The following is a 20086-nucleotide window of genomic DNA, read 5'->3' on the forward strand; positions in this document are numbered from 1 at the left end:
CTTGCAGTGGCAACAGTTGCCAAAATCAAGGTTTGAGAGACAATTTGCAATCGTTTGTGTAAATGAACACTGTAAATTTCGAGCATATAATAGGTGACACAGAAAGAAAATAGGGAAGATGATAATAGGTCTGAATTATTTTCTGAATCAGAAGTTCCAATCACGGTTGAATCTATATAGGGTTTGCTGAAAAGTCTTTTCGTTAAGGCCAGGAGTCAGGAGTTAAGAAAGAAGAACATTTTTCTCTTCTTTTTCCTATTACCTGTCAATTGTCATTGATTTATCTAGGTTTTTGGTTTATGTGGCTTACGCTACGCTATCAGCAAGCCATCTATTATATAGATGGGTAGATCAAATACGCTGACATATTTGACAGAGTTCTATTATTTTAGTTTGTAGTGTTGAAGTTTCGGATGCACCTTGCTTGAGGTTTACTTCTAACTCTAATAGTAGAGGTAAGACAGAGATGAGTTTCTGGAGGGGGAGGGATTTCACTTCTTGTTGCAGGAAGTAGATGCGTTTAGGATTGTTTATTTCAGCAGCTTGAGCGATCGCTTGCGGATTGCGTTCACCACTTTCCATAATCATTTTTACCAATAACCAGGTGCGAAATTGACCAATAAGTGTGGCAACTATCCGTAAACCTGGTTCAGCGGCATTGATGAGATCACCTAAAATACCTAAAGCTTTTGGAGTATCGCCATTTCTGATGGCTGTTGCTAGTTGTAAAGTATTTTGAGTTGTATTCCTCACTAACTCAGATACTGTATTCACATTTAAAGGTTTACCGCTACCTTCGGTATAGAGACGTAATTTTTCCAGTTCATTGTAGAGAAGACGGGTATCATTGCCTACTGATTCGGCTAATAGTTCAGCTATTGGGAGAGTTAATGTCATCCCCACAGATTGAGCAGCTTGTTGAACTGATTTGATAATTAGTTCTGTTTTCCAAGGGGGAATGAGGGGAAATTCGCAGAATGTAGCGTACTGTTTGAGGAGTTTTGTACTTTTGAGGCGTTCATCGGGTTTATTGCGACTGGTTAATAGTAAAGTTGAATCTGCGGGAATCACCTTGAGAGTGCGTTGTAATTCTGCTAAGACTTGATCTGGACAATTTTGGCAAACATTGGTGTTAATGAGCCACACCAAACGCCCACCAGCCCCAAATGGAGGTGTCATAGCCTGGTTTAAAGCCTGGACAATGGCATCGGCTTGATCTGGGGGAAATGAGGTGTAATTAAAACTTGTCCATAGGGGATCAAGAATGCGATCGCGCAAAATTACTACGGCTTTTTCCATAGCAAAATCATCTTCACCCCAATAAACATAGATTGGCATAGCAATTCAAAATTTAAAATTAATTTCGTCAAATCGAGTAAATTTCCCTACAATCTATCAAGAGAGCGCAAGGTGATAAAGATTGGACGACAACTACCAAACCTATTTAAATCGGGTAGCACGCATGACGCTACCAGAAGCTTACAAAACCCAAATTCAGCATATTCAGGAATCTTCCAAATTCCGGTTTCATGCTGGAGTAAGAGTTGCTGCACCTTTTCCAGGCTATACGCTGATTACCCCACCAGCCGAAGAAGATACAAATAACGCTGCTTTTTACAGCCAAATAGAAGCCTATCAACAACAACTCTTAGAGCTACCCATTTGTAGTGATTTGATTGTACCTGTTCCTCCTGCTAGTTTTCATGTGACGGTGGCAGATTTAATTTGGGATAGTGCTTTTCTTCATGCTTGTGAAAAAAATCCCCAATTTGCTGAAGACTTGAACTTTCAATTAAGTGAGAGATTTCAACAATATCAGCAATTGATGACAAAGGAATCCGATCCTATATCTTGGCAAATGTTGGGATTAATTGTCATGCCCAGGGCGGTAGGTGTATGTTTAGTACCAAAAGATAAACGTTCCTACGAGGAAATTATTCAATTCCGCAGGATCATCTATCAAAATCGCACATTAATGGGCTTGGGTATTGAGCAACATTATCATTTTACAGCCCATGTGACATTAGGATATTTCGGTGAAATTCCCCCAGAATTAGACCGAGTTAACCTCAGCACCATATTTTCTGAGTTTAATCAATCATTGCTGTTAAATATGCCAGATTTTCTCATTAAAAAGGTGGAACTGCGAAAATTTGACAAAATGACCCATTATTATCGTCAACCAGACTGGCCGAGTTTGGATTTTTAACTAGTTCATAATTCGTAATTCGTAAATCATGATTACGAATTACGAGTGTGAACTATACTAACTGTTGATAAACCTGCGATCGCTTTCAAATTTTGACAACGAATTAATTCACTAAAATTTAAACCAGAACGCCCTTCTATTTTCCCTACTGTCTCAATTGCTGTTAATAAATGTTGGGCGGCTTCGGTTTCTGAATAACCCCGTCTTTGGGCGATTTTAATAGCCGTTGTATCAGCATTTAATTCTGATTCCTGGGATTTATTTATTCGCCAAATTCTCATAGCCGCTAAAGCAGTTAATCCTCCGGCTATCACCACACCTACAATATCAGCCTGGACTGCTTCCACTATTCCCCCTGCAAACCCTACCAAGATCACACCTTGATAAATATGAGGTTGCAACCATTTTACACCTGTTAACCAGCAAACCATCTGTAACAGTAGTAAATCCCGTTGAGGCTTTGTCAACCGTCGCCACAAATCAAAATTAATATATATCGGTCTTTCTTGACTAAAAGGCAGGGGAAAATCAGCATCTATCACCTGCTTTTGTTCGGGTTTACTGACGATTTTAGTCATCATTCGCCCAGAAGCAGGCATTACATCTAACAACCGACGAATTTCAATATTTGGCTCCATAGCATCCATTATTAGTCATAATATTATGTATATTCATTGATTACTAAAATTACACTTTATATTGACATGGACGCTTTTGATCCGAATCCGCCAGAATGGACAAATCAGGCAGTACACGCATATCAATTTCATTGTCCTAAATGCCATGCTAGTAGTCGAGAAGCGATCAATGTGTGGTTAAATAGGCGATCGCCTGTAACTACCCCAGATCGTCGTCGTAAGTGGCAAGAATTCTATCATTGTCATTGCGATTTTGTCTGGTGGGCTTGGAGTAATGATAGACCACCAACAGATTTATCTGAGCAAAAATAGAGTTAAAAAATTTAGGGGTTTAGCATTGCTAAACCCCTAATACTAAAAACTAGCTACGTGAACTTCAGTTGATTCTAGAAGCTGAAGGTAGTCCGCACAGTACCGACATAAGTAGTTTTGTTAGTATCATCATGTTCAGGATTGAAAATCACTAACAAACCAGGAGTGATGAGAATATTGTCAGAAATCTTCATCTTGTACAAACCTTCTAAATGATAAGAAGTGTTTGCATCTTTGGTAAATGCACCACTAGCACTGGTAACTTTAGGTGGTTGACCGAAGATTAAACCTAAAGTATTACCTTCTTTACCAAAATCTTTCACGGCTAAAGTAGTCGCCCAATGCCAAACATCTGCATCTCCAGAACCACTTGCCAAACTAGCATTTGTATAACCAGCCCAACCACCTAATGTAATCTTAGAACTAGGTTGGAAACTAACTTCTAAACCATAGTTATCTGATTCAGTTCTACCAGCCAAAGGATTATTAGCTCTACTACTACCTGTGCTACCAAATAAGCTAGGAGTAGCTTGATAGGAACGGGCATAGGTTAAACCAACTCCGAAAGCTTTGTTAGGCTTGAGAGCTATTTGACCAAAGAAGGTATTATCGCCATCGAATAGTCCTCTTTCGGCAATAGGATTAGCAGCACTATTTCTGTTACGAGCAAAATAAGCTGCACTTAGGGTAAAAGCTTGACTGGGCTTAACGTTAACCGTAATACCAGCACCATCATTAGCGAGACGATAGATAGGGCTGAAACGTCCGTAGCGAGATAAAGCACCTGAACCACTACTTTTAAAGTCAGGGTTGAAAACTTCTACGTTTTCATTCAACTCAGCACCAACAGCATCAATCTTGACGTTGATTCTATCACTCAAGTTGAAAGCGTAATTAACTTTGTCAACAGTTACATTATTAGTACCATCAGTGTCATGACCTAACCGAGTCATGTTTGTTTCTGTAACTCCACGGTTAGAAAATATATTACCTGCATTTAACCGTGTTTGCAACTTATCTTTACCGGTGAAGCTGCTTTCTAAGCTTAAACGGACACGATTACCAAAGGTAGTATTAGATTCTAAATCACCACCACTAACGTTTTCATCTCCAAAAGGTTGAGATAGGGTGAAAAGAGCTTCTCCTTTGAGTTTAGTAGTAGTAGAAAACTGATTAGCTTCTAATTCAGATGTTCTTGCTTCTAAAGCATCTACTCTACCGCGCAGAGTTGCTAGTTCAGCAGAAAATTCTTCTTGTAAACGCTGTAAGGTAGCTAAGTCTTCTCTGCTTACCATGTCAGCAGTAGCTGTAGCAATGAGTTCATTAACACGATCTAAGCAAGCATTTAGACCAGCGGCAAATTCATACCGACTCAAAGCGCGATTACCACGGAAAGTGCCGTTAGGATAACCAGCTATACAGCCATAGCGTTCAACTAAAGATTGCAAAGCTTGAAACGCCCAATCTGTAGGTTGTACGTCGGAGAACTGAGAAACAGATGTTACCTGACCCAGGTTATTAGACTCTTTGGATAATTGAGCAACACTTGTAACTTGGTCGTTAACTTCAGCAGCAAAGGAACTGTTACCAGCCAATAAAGTAGAGGCAATAACGGGGCTGACTTTAAGGATATTCCAGAAAGCTTTTTTCATAAATTCCAATCTCTCTCACACCTAAACGAAACACAACTAGTGGTAAAGTCCAATCTCAGGGATTTACACATAAATGTTATGTGGTGATTGTACATTATCAATGGCAATTAACACAAGTAAAAATTCAATTTTTATACAAAGTTATGAATTATTTATGGATAGGTAAAGGCTGGATGATCCTCTGTTTATGAAGTTATTGTTTTAGTGCTTCTGCAAATGACTGTATTCAAAGTTTTATATTTACTAGCATGGTTTTGAGACCTCAGTTATATCTTGATGAGTAACATATAGGACTAATATTTGATTTTTGTTCGTGTAGCGTAGCCATTAAAATATGTAGGGTGTGTTAGCGTAACGCACCCTACAAATAGTTAGATTTTTTCAAATTTCAAATACTATTGCTATATAAGTCAATGTTCTTATGAACGTTGACCAGTTACTATATACGTAACTCGTTGAGCAATATTTGTAGCATGATCTGCCATTCGTTCTAAACAACGAATTGCTAGGGTTAACAGTAAAATTGGCTCAATCACTCCGGGTACATCTCGTTGGTGAGCAAAACTTTGATAAAGATAATCATAAGCATTGTCAACAGCATCATCTAAATGTTTCATTCGTTTGCCACTTGTTTCGTCCAATTCTGCTAAAGCAACTAAGCAAGTTGCTAACATTGCTTGGGCGTGTTGAGACATAATGGCAATCTCTGGTAGAGAACTATGGGGTGGATAAGGGAAAATTTTAATGGCAATTTCTGCCAAATCCTTAGCATAATCCCCAATTCGTTCTAAATCACGAACTAATTGCATGAAAGCACTCAAGCACCGCAAGTCCTGCTCAGTCGGTGTTTGGCGCATAATAATGGTGGTGCAGTCCGATTCTATTTGTCTATAAAAGCGGTCAATTTTTTTATCTAATCGGGGTATTTGTTGAGCGGCTATTAAGTCACGGGCAAATAAGGCTTGGTGACTAAGACGAAATGATTGTTCTACTAAAGCACCCATGCGGAATAAATCCCTTTGCAAACGCATAATAGAGCGTTTTATTTGTGGTGTTTTATTGTTTTGAGTATCAAATACAGCTTTTACACTGGTCATATCAAAAGTGTATATATTTTTTTAACTATAGTCTTGTCTAGGTGAGTTTGTCATGGTTTGCAAAAAGTGAATTTGTAGCCAAGCACCGCCGGTTTCTGGATGATTCATAGCCTTGATTAAACCACCGTGAGCGATCACTATTTGCTGAACAATGGCCAAACCTAAGCCACTACCGACGATTCCTGTTGTCGAATTTACTTCATTGACTGGTGAACGATGACGGGCTTTATCCCCTCGATAAAATCGTTCAAACACATGGGGCAAATCTGCAATAGCAAAGCCTACACCGGAGTCAATGATATTTATTTCCAACATTTGGCCGTTATTAGTAGAAATTATTTTAGTGTCAATATGAATAGTAGTCCCAGGGGGGCTATATTTGATGCTATTATCTAGCAAATTGACAAATACCTGATAGATGCGAGACTTATCTGCTTGAATATAAATGCTTTCTAGACCAGAATAGGCGATTTTCAAAGATAGACGTTGGGCAATTGGTTCTAGTGTTTCCCATGCTGATGTGATGAGCGATCGCATTTCCACCATTTCTAAATTTAACTGCATAGTGGGGTTATTTTCCATCTGCGTCAGTTCCAACCAGCTTTGTACCAAATTAATCAGCCGGTCAACTTCTTGAATGAGCCGATTAACCCAACGATCTAAGGGTGCTTCTAAACGGGTTTGCAGAGTTTCCGCGACTAGTCGAATCGCCGTCAGAGGTGTTCTGAGTTCATGGGCTAAATCAGAAAAAGAGCGATCGCGTTCTTGCTTCATATCTAGCAAAGGCTGGCAATTTTCCAAAAATACCCCCACTTGTCCTGTCGGTAAAGGTAAACTAGAAGCCCGCAAAAACATGGACTTTAATTCTGTCATCACCTTAGCATCCTCACAAGAAGGGTGAAAAACCCATTCCTGGACTTGGGGCTTTTGCCAATCACGAGTTTGTTCAATCAACTGATCCAATTCATAAGACCTGACTAACTCTAGCAACAAACGCACCTGTCCCGGTTGCCATCTTTGGAGATATAAAATTTCCCGCGCTTGCTGATTACACCACAACAGTTGATTTTCCTCATCTACTTGCAAATATCCCAGCGGTGCAAAATCTAGTAATTCTCTATACATAGATAATGACCGCTGCAAATCTTCTCGCTGTCTATTCACCATAGATATTTCCTGCCGTACACGAGGTCTCAGCAGAAGTTTAATATTGGTAATTTTATGGGAATGAGAACTTAACGGTTGCAGTAATCCCTCTAAATAGCGGTTGAGATTAACTTGTTGCCAAACCCAAACACAAAGGCCGACAAATAAACCTAGAAAAAACCCCAGTAAAAACATTGAAATCCCTAGTTGCTGTGTGATTACTCAAAACTAACAACTATCTTCAACAATTATCAAAATTGCTGCAACACCCCCTCCCTCAACAAGGTGTTAAAGAAGAAAGGGTGCATCAACCAAATCTATAACCAAAACCTCTTACAGTTACAACATATTCTGGATGACTGGGATCTTGTTCCAACTTTTCCCGTAACCAACGGATATGAACATCCACCGTTTTGCTATCCCCAACAAAATCTGGACCCCATATCTGATCTAATAATTGCTCCCGTGACCATACGCGACGGGTATAACTCATAAACAGTTCCAACAGCCGGAACTCTTTAGGAGACAAGTTTACCTCTTCTCCACGGACTATTACCCGACACTCTTGAGCATTTAAAGTTATATCTTTGTGCTTGAGAACAGGGACTTGTGGCAATGTACTTAAACGTTGGCGACGCAGTAAAGCTCGACACCGTGCCACTAATTCCCGCATACTAAAGGGTTTAGTCAAGTAATCATCCGCCCCCACTTCTAAACCCAGCACTCTGTCAGTTTCGCTACCTTTAGCACTGAGCATTAAAATTGGTACTGAGTTTCCTTGATGACGCAATAGCCGACAGATATCTAGACCATTGATTTGAGGCAACATCAAATCCAATATCACCAAGTCTAAACAAAAATCTTCTGAATTCTGTTCATAACTTTTTAGATATTCTATCGCCGCTCGCCCATCATCAGCCGTAATTACGTCATAGCCTTCTTCTGCCAACGCGACAACTAGCATTTCCCGAATCAGTTCTTCGTCTTCGACTATGAGAATTCGACTTGTTTGTCCAATGTCTGCTCTCACGGAATATTTAGCCAATTCACTGGTATACATTAATTTGGCAAGTGTATAACAAAACCTAGTATATTATAAATCATACCAACCATAGATTTATTTTGATTTTCTTTCTATTTGGTTTGATTGTAAAGTTATATATCAGTAGTCTCCAGAATTATCTTGACAACCGCAGATTTATAAATTACACTCTTAGTACAAAAGTACCAATACAAGGTAACAAGGAAGAATTAGCTAATTTAAGGAAGTGGAAATATGACAACGGGTGTAATTAAAGATAGCAAACAACAACTGGTACAATCCTTTCAACAAATTCGGACAGAAAGGAAAAAACTAGATACAAAAATAGCTACTAAACAAGAAGAAGCTGAAAAGGTAAAAAACCAGGAAATTTTAGCAGCAGCTTCTACCTATACCATTGATACTATTGTTAAAGGTTTAGCTGATTTACAATTAGAATTTGGCAGCATTGTCAATGCACTGGCAGAAAAATTAGCACAAGAAAATACTAAACTAGATGAACTGAATCAATCTATTGAAATTGAAACACAACGCTTACAAGAACTCAGACAAATTAGAATTGTCGCTGATACTTTAGATATTTTTACTCAAGAACATCAGGAAAAATTAAAAATCCTAGAACAGGATACAGCTAATCAAAAAGAAGTTATAGAAAAAGAAGCAGCCGCGAAAAGAAAAGAATGGCAAAAAGAACAGATAGAATTTACCGAAAAATTGCAAACTTATAATGAGTTATTAGCAAAAGAGCGGCAACAAGAAGCAGAAGAATATGAATACAAATTAGCAACTACTCGTAAACTCACAACAGATGCTTATGAAGGCAAAAAACGCAATTTAGAAAGAGAAATAGCCGACACTATTCAACAAAAAGAAAAAGACTGGACAGAAAGAGAGAAAATACTCACAGATAATCAAAAATTGTTTACGGAATATCAACAACAAGCTGCTAAATTTCCTACAGAATTGGAAGAGGCATTTAAGAAATCTAGAGAAGATGCTATCAAGGAAACTAGCCAAAAAGCTAAAGTCGAATCCGATTTATTTGAAAAAGAATGGGAATCCACAAAACAGAGTTATGAACTAAAAATTAACTCTCTAGAAGAAACAATTAGCAAACAAACTGAACAAGTTGAAGGGATTGCTGCTCAACTACAAACTGCGCTTAAACAAGCTCAAGATTTAGCCATGAGAGCTTTTGACAGTTCTACAAATAATAAATAGAAACTTGAAAATTTCCAGATTTTAGAGGTGAATAATGCCAGCAAAAAAACCAACTGATAAAAATACAAAAGCCGAAATTCTCCAAGCTTATGAAGAATTAGTCAAAGAGCAAGCTGCACTAAAAAACCAATTAGAACAGAAACCAAAAGAAAAACCTGCTGCACCTAAAGAACAGACTACACCAGAACCTAAAATAGCTATGACTCAAACTACTACTATTCAACAAAAGATGAATAATACAATTCAAAGTCTAGCTAATATTCAGCTAGGATTTGGTAGTGCTGCTAATGAATTATCCGAACAACTAACGACAAAAGCTACTAAATTAGCAGAAATTCAGCAAGTTGTCGAAGAAGAAGTTTCCCAATTAGCTCAATTACATAACTTAGAAGTTTCTGAAGATATTTTAGATACTTTGATTCAATCTTATGAAGATAACGAAAAAGCGTATCAGGAGGAGTACAGTCAACGTTATGAAATTTTAGCTCAGGAAATTTTAGAACTAAATAATAACTGGAAAAAAGCACAGGAAGAACATCAACTAACTGTTAAGGAACGCAATGAAAATCTCAACCGGACTCGACAACGAGATATAGCAGAATATAAATATGATTTAGAACTGCAACGCAAGTTAACAATTGATGAATATGAGCAGGAACGAAAGTTATTAAATAACCAATTGGACGAACAGAAACAAGCAACAGAAAAAGAATGGGCTGAAAAAGAGAAAACAATTGCTGACAGAGAAAAAGAATTTGCAGAATTGAAAGCTAAAGTAGAAGCGTTCCCCAAAGACAAAGAAATTGCTCTCAAAAAAGCGACAGAAGAAGGTAAAGGTATTGCTACTTACCAAGCTAAGGTAAAATCAGATTTGTATGCGAAGGAAGTAGAAGGACAAAAACGTTTTTACGAGCAAAGATTACAGTCTTTAGAACAAACAATAACTAATCAACAAACACGACTAGAAAATCTTTCCAGACAATTAGAATCTGCCCTTAAACAAGTTCAGGATTTGGCTGTTAAGGCTATTGAAGGTAGTTCAAATGTCAATTCCTATCAAGCGATGAAAGAAATTGCCTTAGAACAGGCAAAAAGCCAAGCAAAAACTAAATAATTGATTGGGTCATGGCAGGTAAAATACCTGCCATTGTGATTATTATAAAGACTTAATCCGTTATTTCGCCTTCCCGTTTTGCCCTAGCTACATCTTGTTTAATTAACTGTTCTATATAATTACTCAAGGATCTGCCTTGGTTCTTGGCTACTTTCTCAGCATCATCTTTAAGTTTTTGCTCTATGTATGTTGATACTCTGGTTTTATCAGTTGTCACTGTCATAACTAACGCTGCTCTATCAGTTTACCGTTCTACTTTCCTTGAATATACATCTACTATAGAACTAATATGAGTTGACATAATCCTAGAGTGGTACTACCATAGTGTCAATAGAGGAAATTTGTCTGGAAAACAAGTACAAAAGCGATCGCGCCAATTAAGCGGCATTGCTGAATTCAGGTATGAATTCTCTGACTTTAACTTTTAAAACTCTTACCTTTGCGCCTTTGCGTCTTTGCGTGAGCTTAATTCATACTTCCATTATGCAACACCTTTAATAACATTGAGAAAGATATGCCAAAATCAAGGTACGACGAGAAAAATAATAAATCTCGTCATGCAGCAGCCGACGAAGACTGTTGTGATAACGAAGTGTGGCGTTAGCCATAGAAATGTCTGAGAAATACGGTTGGAAACTGGTTGATATAGAGAAAACGGGCAACGATATTCTACCTGTGGATTGTGTATTTGATGGTAAAACAGAATTTCCACAGTCCTATTATGACACTGATGCCGATAAGGAGTAACAATAATGCGTAAGTGGATTGTTTTTCGGGCTGAAAAGCGTCAACCCGGTTGGCAAGAAAGAAAATATGCTCACACAGGTTCTTTAACAAAAATTTTAGCTGAACATTATGATTGTTCAGATGAACCATTGCCAGAACGTGGATATCGTCCACCAGAGTTTATCCGTGTTGATCAGTTCGCTGATGCACACTATCCAGAAGCTAAAACCCATTATCGCCTCAGCGATTGGGAAGTGACCAACGTAGAAACCTACACTCCTGATATTCCAGTTGGTATAGGTTTTGATATGATTGTAATTTGTTACTGCAAATATTCACCTATAAATTCTCCACTTCAACCAATGCCAGAGAGACAAGTATCAGTTGAATCTTTTGGAGGAAACGAAGAGGATTACAGTCGGTGGTTGGAAAAAGCAAAAGAACCTACTCAAGTATAGTTAGGGGATACATTAACTCAAAATGTGTATATTCTAACTATTTAGCAACCTTGAAATAGTATTAACTATGAATACTACCGTCAGGCATAATAGCACCTGTAAGAAAGGTTTCACTCATATCTGTATCATCTAAATTAGCTCCGGTTAAATTCACTTCACACAAATTAGCCTCACTTAAATCAGCACCACTCAAGTCTGCACCTTGTAAATCAGCTTTCCACATTCGCACTCCTCCCATTTTTGCCCCACTCAGATTTGCACCTTGTAAGTTTGCGGAAGAAATTGAGGCCATGTGTAAATTAGCATCACACAAGTTAGCACCACCTAACAATGCGCCGCTGAGGTCTGATTCATTTAAGTGAGCAGTTGTCAACGTAGCGTGAGTTAAATCAGCACCACAGAGAATTACTTCAGATAAATGCGCTCTTTCTAAAGTTGCGCCTTGGAGATTAGCTTTACTCAAGTTAGCTCCGCTAAAAGAAGCTTCTGTCAGATTTGCTCCTCTTAAATCTGCTCTCCCAAAATCAACACCACCCAGGTTTACCCCTTGTAGATTTGCTCCTGGTAATGCAATTCGGCTAAAGCTTCTTTCTCCTGTCGCATACCTAGCTAAAAGTTCTGGAACATTCATACCTTTCTAGACCTTAGTAATTAACAATTCAAAATTCCAAATATAATTAAATATTGCTGACAAAATGATTATGGAAAATAGAGTTTAAATTTAGTGTTGATTTAATTTAATCATAAATATAGCTTTAATTATAAATATATTCACATTTTTTAACCTCTTGGTAATTAATTAAATCATGTACAATTACTCAAATGCTACAATATAATTACCAGTCGGATTATTGTTCAGTATTTATGAAAATCAGCAATTTAAAATTAGGCAAATATCTTAGTTTAGAAGAATTCTGCACCTGTACACAAACTTATCATAAATATGCCGAAAATATCAACCCCTATCCGCAAAACAGACAAGAAGTAATTCCGGCGTTACAGGATTTAACTAAATTTATCATTGACCCAATCATAGATTATTTTAGTAGAGAAAAATTTCGGCTTACTTACGGTTTTTGTTCACCAGACTTAAAAAAGTATCTTGAGAAAAAAGATCCAGTTACGGGTCAAAAAAATGGGCGCGTAGCCCCCAACCTTGATCAACATATCAGTTATGAAATCAACAAAAATGGTAAATATTACTGTGATAGATTAGGAGCAGCTTGTGATTTTCTCATCATAGACTTACCGACTACAGAATTAGTAGAATGGATTTTACAAACAAAACTACCTTTCGATTCTCTATATTTTTACAGTAACCATCAACCAATTCACATTAGTTATGGAATGCAACACAAACGAGATATTTGGACATTTAATAACTCAGGAATACCCACACAGAAAGGAATTACAGATTGGATAAAATTAGCTAAAGAAATTGAACGCAGATAAAAACGGATTCCATTTCTATAATTCTGAATCTTCACCTTGATTAATTTTATCTCTTTCGATTTTGCGATGATAAACAGCATTTTTTAATAATTTCAATTTATATGAATCAGCATCTTTACACCAACTTAGCTTATAACCATTGAGAACAGTACAATTTTCTTGCAGACATTTTTTCCAGCCAGAAAGACGACTAATACTGCGCCAATTATCCAAAAGTCCCCTATCTTCTTCTTGACGAGTTAACTTAGCAAATTTCTCATATTGGGGATAATCGGGAGTAACTAAAGCCTCTATTTGGTGTAAAATTGGTGGGTCATCTTCCAGATCATAATCTTGATAAGTAACGTGCAAATCCCGGAGATCAATTGTCATCACCTTTGATAAAATTGGGTGAGGATCAATATCGAAATCAGGATAAAATAAATAAGAAATCTTGGGTGTTTTGAGATGAAATTTAATCACATTTGCTGCTTCTAACCGTCCAATAGTCCTACTCGCGCAACCTTCATAAAGACGGAGTAAAGGATCAACTGCTTGTAATGCAGAAATGTGAACACAAAGGGAATTCGGTAATTTTTTACCTACTTTGCTTTCTTGACAACGTTTGATAATGAGTTCTGTATTTCCCAAACTGCGTAACATTTGGTCAGCATCTAAACAAGCTTGTTTATAACTACTATATAAACCAAGAATGTCTTCTTGAACTGAGGGGGCTAATTGTCTTAATCTAGGACGACGGCTAAAATTACACAGGGCTAAATAAACCATCAAATCTTGACGGCGTTTATCTGCGATCGCCTGCCATTCATCCGAGTCAGTTGCCTGTATAATGACATTAAAAGCCCGGCGTAAACTCCCAAATTCCCCAGCAATTTCCGCTTCTTGAGATAATTCGCCCTTACTGGGAAGTCTTCCCCGTTCCGTCAGAAAATTCATTAACGGAGTTAATAATTCCTGATGTTCCTCAAATCGTTTTACACAACCACGAATTCGGGGAGTAGTTGCGCGGGAACGAAAACGAGAAGCACGAAATAACTCAGCTTCAGCTTCATCTCGAAAGACAAAATAAACCCCCAAAGCCACAGGAATTGAATCAACTCCTAATACTTGGTCAATGTAAATTTTTAATTCTTCTTGTTCATAATATTTCTGAAATGTGTTACGATTAGTAATTACCCCATCACCGTAAGCAATTACACCACGCTTAATATCAGCTATTAATACTTGGGCGGCTACTAGCAACACCTTTTGAGTGAGATTCCAAGCTTCTATTAAGGCTTCCCGGCGCTCGTTTTGGTGTTCAATGACATTAATCACAAAACCAATATTCACAATATCCGCAGCTATCCTGGGTGTATCTGGTGAGTAATAAGGGTCCCAGCCACAACTTGTATAACCCTGTTCAGCAATGCGGGTGACATCTCCACCATGTCCGCAACCATAATCAAAAAAGGTAGTTTCTGGGCTAAATAAGCTAGATTCTAGGGCTAAACGCACAGGACGGGACAAATCAGGGCGAATAATTGCCGCTTTGTGACGGTCTATTTTGGGAACTATAGTTGTAGCTATAGTAGTTTTTTCCCGTTGAATTAAGCGATGTCCTTGAACTTCCACACCATAAACTTGTAGCCGTTGTTCCCAGCCCAACTTAGTACCAATCCCTCTAGTATGATTGAGTAAACCTAACGCTACTTGAGCGCGAGTTAAAGCTGCAAACTCTTCATAAAAGGGATATTCTGAGGAAACAAAAGTTTCTTTGCGGTGTAAAATAGGCGGATTTTCTGAGTCACTGTAATCTCGATAACCAACTTCTAAAGTTTCTACATCAACCTGAATACTAGTTTGTAAAGCTGGATGAGGATCAGTATCAAAATCAGGATAAAATAAATAGGAAATTTTCGGTTTATTAGTGCTAAATTTAACTAAAGTTGCCGCCTGTGCTTGAGGTACAGCAATACGAGCGCGGCTTTCATATTCCTGAAGCCAAGGGTCAAGAGTATGTAACGCTAAAATATGAATGTAAAAAGCATCAGGTAACATTTTGCCAACTACATTGTTTTGGCAACATTTAATTATGTTACTGATATCAATAGGATGAAACATTGAGCAGTTTTCCTCAAGTACATTCCATTTAGTTTGTCATTAAAATCCCAACACCTGCCTTGATTTTTCAAGTACCTCTTTGGGACGAAAGGGTTTAGTGAGGTATAGGTCTGCACCAACCTCAATTCCTTTTTGTTTATCAAATTCCTGTCCCTTAGCTGTCAATATTATAATGTAGATGTCAGTCATTTGTAAGTCATGTTTCACAATGTGACATACTTGCAAACCACTCATTTTAGGCATCATGACATCGAGAAAGACCAGGTTTGGTTTTTCAGTTTTAATAGTTTCGAGAGCCTCTTCTCCATTTCTGGCAGTTAGGAGTTCAACTCCTTCATCTTCTAATGCTTCTAGAGCTTGTTCCATCAAAATTAAGATATTAGGTTCATCATCAACAATGAGAATTTTTTGAGTCATAGGGATTAGGGATTGGCTTAATTATTCTTTAAAATTCAAACTTAGTTTATGTAATAGGACTTACGCACAAGTCACGAAAGAACGAACTATGAAGGAACGAACTACGAAGGAATGAACCACGAAGGAACGAAGAACACGAAGAAAAGAGGGTTTCAGAGATATTTTGCGTAAGTCCTGTGTAATTAGCGATCAGACAGCATAATAAAGAATACATTTTCTAACGCCTTTTCAAACCGTAGAGCTTTTACCATGTCTGTTTCCTGAGAGAAAATAGAATCAATGATGATCATATCTGGTTTAGCTGACCGAGCTTTATTGATACATTCTTGTGGATCGGAAGCTTCAATTACGCTGTATCCTTGAGTTTGCAATACATCCGATATGGTTTTTAAAGTTGAGGCATTTTTATCAACAACCAAGACCTTTTTACTAGAAGTACCTTGAGAAAGCAATGAGCCTATTTCAGTGAGGAGTTTTTCTGTGTCAATGGGTTTAGTCAGATAGCGATCAATGCCAATGTGGTAGCCTCGTTCCTTATTTTCAATAATTGAGAGAATAATAATCGGAATTTCCGCCGTTTGGGGATCATTTTTAAGAACAGCGGCCACATCAAAACCGTTGATTTGAGGCATCATCACGTCTAGGAGAATTAGATCAGGACGGGATATTTTAATTTGATGAATTGCATCTACGCCATTTTTTGCTTCCTGGACATTGTAACCTTCGTTTTCCAGTTGTTGACGCAGCAGTTCTCGAATATTGATATCATCATCAACCACCAGAATAGTTTTGCAGTTTTCATTCCGCACCGTTTTCGTGGTGATAACGTGTTCTTTGAGTTGTTTGACGAGGGCATCTAGATTTAGACTGGGACTGCTGGGGTGGGTATTGCTGATAGAAGTGGGAACAATAAACGAGAAGATGCTACCGTTCCCTGGTTGACTCTCCACCCAGATTCTTCCGCCATGATGATCGATGATTTGTTTACAGATAGGTAATCCTAACCCTGTTCCTTTGGGTTTGTCGGTGAGAGTGTCGCCAACTTGGCGGAATTTCTCAAACACTTTCGGCTGATCTTCAGGGGCAATGCCAACACCTGTATCAATGACACTGATACAAACCCCGTCGTTTGCTTGTTTGACACGGCAGGTGACAGAACCAGATGTAGTGAATTTAACAGCATTGGAAATCAGGTTGATGAGGACTTGTAGTAGCCGATGGCGATCGCCTACTATCTGAGGTAGTCCGGGTTCAATCTCGCTCATCAACTGCAAACCATTAGTTTCAAATAATCCAGCGGTGGAATTGGTGGCCCCATCTAGTAATTCACTGACATCGAGGGGCTGCATCTGCCATTCCACTTTACCTGCTTCCATCTTGGCGATATCTAAGACATCGTTAATCAAAGATGTCAGTCGTTCTGCCTCCGAGACAATAATATTGAGATTGTCACCCACCCGTTTAATCGTTTTCTGAAGCTTGCGGTCTTCGGTAGAAAGTAGTGGGAATACGTTGGTTTCTAGCTTTTCTTTAATAATGGAAGCAAAACCGAGAACCGAGGTAAGAGGTGTCCGCAACTCGTGGGAAACAGTGGAAATGAAATCAGTTTTCATCTTGTCTATTTCTTTTTCCGCCGTTACATCCCGAATTAGCAGTGCAGAACCAAAGCAAACTGTGGGTTCATTCGCTGTTGTTCTTTTGAAAACGGCGGTGGCTACTGCCTGACCAATGCGTTCTTTGGCTAGTGTGACTTCGGCTGCAAATACATCTCCTGCATGGGTTTGAGTGCGTTCAAATAGCTCTGTTAAACCGGATATTGGTAGTTCCTGGTAGTGTCCATTCATGGTGGGGGCTGTCAATCCATACATGGCTAAAAAGGCAGGATTGAAATGAGTGATCAGTCCGGTGGTATCTATCACCAATAAACCATCCGCTAAGTTATCCAAAATGGCATTTAAACCCTGTGCTTCTGCGAGGGTATTTTGCAGGGCTGCTGTCCGCTCTATCACTCTGGCTTCCAGTTCTTGATTGAGTTGCCGCAAAGCGATTTCTGCTTGTTTGCGAGCAGTAATATCAGTATTGATTTCCAAGGTGGCGCATGGTTGTCCAGATGAATCTCTTTGCACTGTCCAACGGCTCTGGACAATGATGCCTTTGCCATCACTGGTGATATGTTGTAGTTCCCCTTCCCAGATACCTTGTTGCCAGCATTCTGCCTGGATTTCTTCTAGAGGTTTAGGAAAGATTGTTTGTAGAAGTTTGTGACTGGTGGTTTGATTTTTTACGTCCTGACAGATCCAGCCGTAAAGCCGTTCTGCGCCCTGACTCCAGTGGGTGATGTTGTCGGCAAAGTCGCGTACAATCACGGCATCGCTGGAATGATTTAACATATCCAAGAGACGTTGATTTTCGGCTTCTACTTGTTTGCGTTCGTGAATATCGGTGCAAGTTCCAATCCATTCCCGAATACTGCCGTCTTCCGCTATGACGGGCGCACCACAAACAAAAAAGTGGCGATAAGAACCATCTTTGCCACGAATGCGATATTCAACTTCATAGATACTGCGATTAGCAACGGCTGCACCCCAAATTTCGGCTGTATGAGCGCAATCATCAGGATGTACGGCATCAATCCATCCCCCGTTGGATGCTTCCTCTACAGTTTGTCCTGTATAAGCTATCCAGCTTGCTACTTCAATACAAATACCTGTGGGTGAAGCTACCCAAACAATTTGAGTGGTAGCTGTTACTAAAGAGCGATATCTTGCTTCGCTCTGTTTGAGGATTTGTTCGGCATATTGGCGTTCTTGTTGGGCGCGTTGGAGGTTGCTGAGATTTTCTACACTACACCAGAGTAGGCGATCGCCATCTTTCTCAATCATCCGTCCAGAAATCCTGACTGGAACTAGATGCCCGTCTTGATGAAGATACTCTTGCTCATAGGGTCCATAGCGACCAGTTTTTTCTAATTTCTCTAACATCCCTCGCTCGGTGGCGGCATCGTTTTTAGGAGTAATCTGCCAGCGGTTGAGATTCAGTGTTTCGGGAACAGTACGCCCCAAAATAGCAGCATAAGCAGGATTAATATCAATCAGCGTTCCATCTGTTCGGCACAGTACCAAACCAACCGGACATTGTTCAAATAGCTGACGATTATATTCATCAAGTTCAGTAAACATAATTTTATAATTTGTAATTTGTAAAATTTTTCTCTGTTCTTAGTACGTACACAACGACGTAAATAAACCAACCATTAGGAATTCTCAAGAAGCTTGTATCATCTGCTTTTTTAATTTTTAATTCCGCCCTGCGGTATTAGTTAGTTGTTAAAAAGTTTCCCTCTGCTCTCTATCACCTAATCAATTTGAGTAGGAGAATAGAAGCAGGACAACAAGGTGGCATAGAGCTTGATGGAAATTGGATACTGTTGGAACATCTGGTAAATTTGCTCTGGTGATGCAGCATCAAGGTTGGGACTTTGCTGTGAAAGTTGCTGGATCAGTTGAGTATGGCGAATTAGCAGATCCGTAGGTTTGAGCATGATGGGAACTGTTGAGGTCATGAAGCCATTTTCATCGGTAATAGGGGATAATTCAGTTGTGGAAGTTGGTGGCACAGAATTGTAATTTTCCTCTTCAGCAGAGTCTACCATTACACAATTTACCGGAATCTGAATCCAGAATTCTGTCCCTTTACCCGGTTGAGAACGACATTTTAGAATCCCTCTGTGTCTATCTACAACAATTTGATGACTGATTGCCATACCTAAACCTGTTCCTTTACCTACCTCTTTTGTAGTGAAGAAGGGATCATACATCTGCCTCATGACTTCCTCTTTCATTCCTAGTCCATTGTCGGTAATACAAATTACCACCCACTGATTGTCAAGGACTTGAGTGCGAATGATGATTTGAGGCGTAGGAGTAGATATTTCCCTATTTTCTATTTTTTCCTCTAACGCATCAATGGCATTAGACAAGATGTTCATAAATACCTGGTTTAACTGTCCGGGGTAGCATTCAATCTGGGGAAGTTTGCCATAATCTTTAATGATTTTAATTTCTGGACGATGACCAGCCGCTTTGAGGCGATGATGAAGAATCATCAGTGTTCCGTCAATACCATCATGAATGTTGACGGTTTTTATCTGGGCTTCGTCATGACGGGAAAAGTTTTTGAGGGATTGGACAATTTCCACAATTCGATCAGTACCTAACTTCATGGAATCCAATAGTTTTGGCAGATCCTGGATAATAAATTCCAAATCTATATTCTCTAAATCTGATTGCAAATCTAAAGGAGCAATAGGTAAAAATTTCTGATAGTCTTGCAGCAGATGTAACAAGTCTAAAGCGTACTCGCCAACATACCTTAAATTGCCACAAATGAAGTTAAGGGGATTATTGATTTCATGGGCAACTCCGGCTACAAGTTGTCCTAGACTTGACATTTTCTCACTTTGGATTAGCTGGGTTTGTGCTAGTTGCAATTCATGAAGA

The 20086-nt window shown here is 38.9% G+C and carries 18 protein-coding genes; 6 read left to right on the forward strand and 12 right to left on the reverse strand.

What is annotated here, in order from left to right; translation table 11 throughout:
- Nucleotides 1-351: 351 nt before the first annotated feature.
- Nucleotides 352-1338, reverse strand: a complete 987-nt coding sequence (gene holA, locus FJR38_RS18380; RefSeq protein ID WP_168538684.1) for a DNA polymerase III subunit delta — start codon at nucleotides 1336-1338, stop codon at nucleotides 352-354.
- 82 nt (nucleotides 1339-1420) lie between these two features.
- Between holA and FJR38_RS18385 the strand changes: the two genes are divergently transcribed.
- Nucleotides 1421-2209: a DUF1868 domain-containing protein gene (locus FJR38_RS18385; RefSeq protein ID WP_174764052.1), complete on the forward strand. Its 789-nt coding sequence runs from the start codon at nucleotides 1421-1423 to the stop codon at nucleotides 2207-2209.
- Between the two features lie 32 nt (nucleotides 2210-2241).
- Here FJR38_RS18385 and FJR38_RS18390 read toward each other — a convergent pair whose 3' ends face one another.
- Nucleotides 2242-2847: a DUF3318 domain-containing protein gene (locus tag FJR38_RS18390; protein ID WP_168538961.1), complete on the reverse strand. Its 606-nt coding sequence runs from the start codon at nucleotides 2845-2847 to the stop codon at nucleotides 2242-2244.
- Nucleotides 2848-2913: 66 nt separating this feature from the next.
- On the opposite strand from FJR38_RS18390, the gene FJR38_RS18395 reads away from it, so the two are divergent.
- The gene (locus FJR38_RS18395) at nucleotides 2914-3159 is read left to right on the forward strand and encodes a hypothetical protein (RefSeq protein ID WP_168491183.1); all 246 of its coding nucleotides are present in this window, start codon (nucleotides 2914-2916) and stop codon (nucleotides 3157-3159) included.
- A 74-nt stretch (nucleotides 3160-3233) separates the two neighbouring features.
- On the opposite strand, the gene FJR38_RS18400 is transcribed toward FJR38_RS18395, so the two are convergent.
- The 4 genes from FJR38_RS18400 to FJR38_RS18415 form a co-directional block, all read right to left on the reverse strand.
- Nucleotides 3234-4811, reverse strand: coding sequence for an iron uptake porin (locus FJR38_RS18400; RefSeq protein WP_168491122.1), 1578 nt, complete (start codon nucleotides 4809-4811; stop codon nucleotides 3234-3236).
- Between the two features lie 419 nt (nucleotides 4812-5230).
- Nucleotides 5231-5908: a phosphate signaling complex protein PhoU gene (phoU, locus tag FJR38_RS18405; protein ID WP_168491116.1), complete on the reverse strand. Its 678-nt coding sequence runs from the start codon at nucleotides 5906-5908 to the stop codon at nucleotides 5231-5233.
- Between the two features lie 21 nt (nucleotides 5909-5929).
- Complete coding sequence (locus FJR38_RS18410) at nucleotides 5930-7249, reverse strand: cell wall metabolism sensor histidine kinase WalK (protein ID WP_168538686.1); 1320 nt, start codon at nucleotides 7247-7249, stop codon at nucleotides 5930-5932.
- A gap of 112 nt (nucleotides 7250-7361) precedes the next feature.
- Nucleotides 7362-8114, reverse strand: coding sequence for a response regulator transcription factor (locus FJR38_RS18415; protein ID WP_168491113.1), 753 nt, complete (start codon nucleotides 8112-8114; stop codon nucleotides 7362-7364).
- Between the two features lie 216 nt (nucleotides 8115-8330).
- Here FJR38_RS18415 and FJR38_RS18420 point away from each other — a divergent pair, with 216 nt between their 5' ends.
- Complete coding sequence (locus tag FJR38_RS18420; RefSeq protein WP_168538688.1) at nucleotides 8331-9317, forward strand: hypothetical protein; 987 nt, start codon at nucleotides 8331-8333, stop codon at nucleotides 9315-9317.
- Nucleotides 9318-9351: 34 nt separating this feature from the next.
- Nucleotides 9352-10431 (forward strand): hypothetical protein, encoded by a 1080-nt coding sequence (locus FJR38_RS18425; protein ID WP_168538690.1) that lies wholly within the window; start codon nucleotides 9352-9354, stop codon nucleotides 10429-10431.
- 52 nt (nucleotides 10432-10483) lie between these two features.
- Here the strand turns inward: FJR38_RS18425 and FJR38_RS18430 are convergent, their stop codons facing one another.
- On the reverse strand, nucleotides 10484-10654 hold the full coding sequence (locus FJR38_RS18430) for a hypothetical protein (protein WP_168491107.1): 171 nt from the start codon (nucleotides 10652-10654) through the stop codon (nucleotides 10484-10486).
- 529 nt (nucleotides 10655-11183) lie between these two features.
- Between FJR38_RS18430 and FJR38_RS18440 the strand changes: the two genes are divergently transcribed.
- Nucleotides 11184-11615, forward strand: a complete 432-nt coding sequence (locus FJR38_RS18440) for a hypothetical protein (protein ID WP_168538692.1) — start codon at nucleotides 11184-11186, stop codon at nucleotides 11613-11615.
- A 61-nt stretch (nucleotides 11616-11676) separates the two neighbouring features.
- Here FJR38_RS18440 and FJR38_RS18445 read toward each other — a convergent pair whose 3' ends face one another.
- Nucleotides 11677-12246 carry a pentapeptide repeat-containing protein gene (locus FJR38_RS18445; RefSeq protein WP_168538694.1) on the reverse strand — a complete coding sequence of 190 codons (570 nt, stop codon included), beginning with the start codon at nucleotides 12244-12246 and terminating at the stop codon, nucleotides 11677-11679.
- 233 nt (nucleotides 12247-12479) lie between these two features.
- Between FJR38_RS18445 and FJR38_RS18450 the strand changes: the two genes are divergently transcribed.
- Nucleotides 12480-13067 (forward strand): hypothetical protein, encoded by a 588-nt coding sequence (locus FJR38_RS18450; protein ID WP_174764053.1) that lies wholly within the window; start codon nucleotides 12480-12482, stop codon nucleotides 13065-13067.
- Between the two features lie 15 nt (nucleotides 13068-13082).
- On the opposite strand, the gene FJR38_RS18455 is transcribed toward FJR38_RS18450, so the two are convergent.
- From FJR38_RS18455 to FJR38_RS18470, 4 genes are all read right to left on the reverse strand, one after another.
- Nucleotides 13083-15170 (reverse strand): DNA phosphorothioation-associated putative methyltransferase, encoded by a 2088-nt coding sequence (locus tag FJR38_RS18455; RefSeq protein WP_168538696.1) that lies wholly within the window; start codon nucleotides 15168-15170, stop codon nucleotides 13083-13085.
- Nucleotides 15171-15209: 39 nt separating this feature from the next.
- A complete protein-coding gene (locus tag FJR38_RS18460; RefSeq protein ID WP_168491097.1) occupies nucleotides 15210-15587 on the reverse strand; it encodes a response regulator transcription factor in 378 nt (125 codons plus the stop codon).
- A 182-nt stretch (nucleotides 15588-15769) separates the two neighbouring features.
- Nucleotides 15770-18766 carry a PAS domain S-box protein gene (locus tag FJR38_RS18465; RefSeq protein WP_168491096.1) on the reverse strand — a complete coding sequence of 999 codons (2997 nt, stop codon included), beginning with the start codon at nucleotides 18764-18766 and terminating at the stop codon, nucleotides 15770-15772.
- 176 nt (nucleotides 18767-18942) lie between these two features.
- On the reverse strand, nucleotides 18943-20086 hold a 1144-nt coding region (locus FJR38_RS18470; RefSeq protein WP_254449507.1), incomplete at its 5' end, for a sensor histidine kinase.

The organism is Anabaena sp. UHCC 0253 (assembly GCF_009712085.1).
Taxonomy (GTDB): Bacteria; Cyanobacteriota; Cyanobacteriia; order Cyanobacteriales; family Nostocaceae; genus Dolichospermum.